The organism is Myxacorys chilensis (assembly GCF_059505265.1).
Genome location: NZ_JCACKG010000036.1, coordinates 1 through 2,061, shown reverse-complemented (window position 1 = coordinate 2,061; position 2,061 = coordinate 1). Strand labels below are relative to the sequence as shown.

5 protein-coding genes are annotated in these 2,061 nt (G+C 63.3%); all 5 read right to left on the bottom strand.

What is annotated here, in order from left to right; genetic code table 11:
- The coding region (locus AC5JLB_RS01995) for a redoxin domain-containing protein (protein ID WP_495872185.1) at positions 1 to 369 on the bottom strand (369 nt) is incomplete at its 3' end.
- 159 nt (positions 370 to 528) lie between these two features.
- Complete coding sequence (locus AC5JLB_RS01990; RefSeq protein ID WP_495872184.1) at positions 529 to 732, bottom strand: hypothetical protein; 204 nt, start codon at positions 730 to 732, stop codon at positions 529 to 531.
- An 84-nt stretch (positions 733 to 816) separates the two neighbouring features.
- Entirely contained in the window at positions 817 to 1,317 is a 501-nt protein-coding gene (locus AC5JLB_RS01985) for a CreA family protein (protein ID WP_495872183.1), read from the bottom strand.
- A gap of 58 nt (positions 1,318 to 1,375) precedes the next feature.
- Positions 1,376 to 1,678 (bottom strand): Rdx family protein, encoded by a 303-nt coding sequence (locus AC5JLB_RS01980; protein ID WP_495872182.1) that lies wholly within the window; start codon positions 1,676 to 1,678, stop codon positions 1,376 to 1,378.
- Positions 1,679 to 1,681: 3 nt separating this feature from the next.
- A partial coding sequence (locus AC5JLB_RS01975) for a Crp/Fnr family transcriptional regulator (RefSeq protein ID WP_495872181.1) occupies positions 1,682 to 2,061 on the bottom strand: 380 nt, incomplete at its 5' end.

Genomic DNA, 2,061 nt, shown 5'->3' with positions numbered 1-2,061 from the left:
CGAACGGACGGTCAGTGTGTTGTCGGCATTGGGGTGGATCATGTCGTAGAGCCGGGCGACTTCGCCCTTGGTGTCGGCCAAGAGGGGGAAGTTGAGCGCCGTGCCCTGGGTTTCCTCGATGTCCTTGGCCCAGCCGCCGTGATCCTCGAGCTTGTCCACCGAAAGGCCCAGCACCTTGACGCCGCGCTTGTCGAACTCGGGCTTGAGCTTGGCGGTATAGCCCAGCTCGGTGGTGCATACCGGAGTGAAATTCTTGGGATGGCTGAACAGCACCGCCCAGTGACCGTCGATATAGTCGTAGAAGTGGATCGGACCCTCGGTGGAGTCGACGGTGAAATCGGGGGCGGTATCGCCGATCAGAATTGCCATGATCTCTTGCTTTCTCGGGAGGGGGCCTTAGCCGGCCTTGGTTGCTGGGAACAATATCGTATGCGCCGGCCCGAAATGAAGCGGCGGTGCGCGGAATGGTTTTATGTTTTGCCCGGTCCGGACGCCATGGCGTTTCGCAGCGGTGGGGTCCGGCGCAAGCTAGCGCAGCAGCGCCAGGATGCTGGTCGGATTGTCGGGATGCTGCACCAGATAGGCGAGGAGCGGCGGCAGGACCCCAAAACATAAGGCAACGAGCGGGGTGGCCCGCAAGAGCCGGGCAACAAGATAAACGATCAGGAAAGCGGCGAAATTGAACAAAAGGTCGGCCGCATTGGCCGTCAGCATGTCGATGAGCCGTGCCATGGCTCTGTCCCCCAGCGATGCCCCATGGGAAAGGCTGGAACAGGGCCATGTTTATTCGGTAGCAAAAGCGATCGGTATTTATCGCTAATTTGCCACAGGCGGGGCGCCGTTGCTCCAGGTGACCTGCTCGGGGCCGAGCGGGATGACCGAAAGGCTCATCTTGCCCGAGCCCTGCTGGATTTCGCGGGCATGGGCAAGGTAGATGAGCGAATTGTTGGCGGCGTCATAGACGCGGGTGACGCGCAGCGATTTCCAGATCAGCGAGCGGCCTTCGCGGAAGATTTCCTCGCCGCCGCTGCGGGTGCTGATGTCGCCGATGGTGAGCGGGCCCACGACCGAGCAATCGAGCGCCGAATAGGACGGGTCCTCGAACCAGTTGCCCTGGCTGACGCGATCGATGAAGGAGCGGTTGAAATAGGCCAGGTGGCAGACGACGCCGTCGACCTCGGGATCGGCCAACGCATCGATGGCGATGTCGTTGCCGGTCCAGTCGACCCCGACATTGCCCACTTCGCGGCTGTCGCCGCAGGCAGCCAGGAGAACGGCAACGGCCGCAGCGGTGAGGAGGGTGGCGAGGCGGCGCATGGGCGGTCTCCGGGGTTGGAGATTGGTAGATGGCCCTGCTCCGCCCCCGGCGCAAGAGCTATTCGTCCAACCCGCGGTGGCGGTCGATATGGCCGAGGTCGCGACCGGGGTCGATGCGGTCGCGGATCAGTTGCTTGAGCTGCTTGCTGTCGGGAAAGCCGCCGTCGCGCTTGCGCTCCCAGACGAGGGTGCCGTCAAGGGTGATCTCGAAGATGCCGCCCGTGCCGGGGTGGAGGGTGACGCCGCCCAGTTCGGTGCCAAAGGTCGAAAGGGCCTCCTGCGCCAGCCAGGCCGAGCGAAGGAGCCAGTTGCACTGGGTGCAGTAGCGGATGGCAAGTTGGGGCTTGGTCTCGGCGGACAAGGGTCAGCCCTTCTTGCGCTTCTTTCTGACGTCGGCGGGATCGATGAGGCTGGCGAGGATCTCATCCACCAGGTCAAGATCCTGGCGGCGGCCGGCGGCCTGTTGCTGGAGATCAACGAGGTAGGAGGTGGTGTAATAGAGCCGCCGCGCCAGCATGGTGGCGATGTGGAGCGAAAATTCGGGGCGCTTGTCGAGAAAGGTCAGCGCGTCGGGGATTTCATAGGCGGTCACTGCCGACAGCGCCTTGACGGTCGCCGAATGGGGCATGTCGAGCAGCACCGCCATTTCCCCGAAAATGGAGCCGGGTTCATCGACATGGGTGACCTGGGTGCGTTCGCGAACCACCTCGACCTGGCCCGATACCAGCACGTAAAGCCGACCCA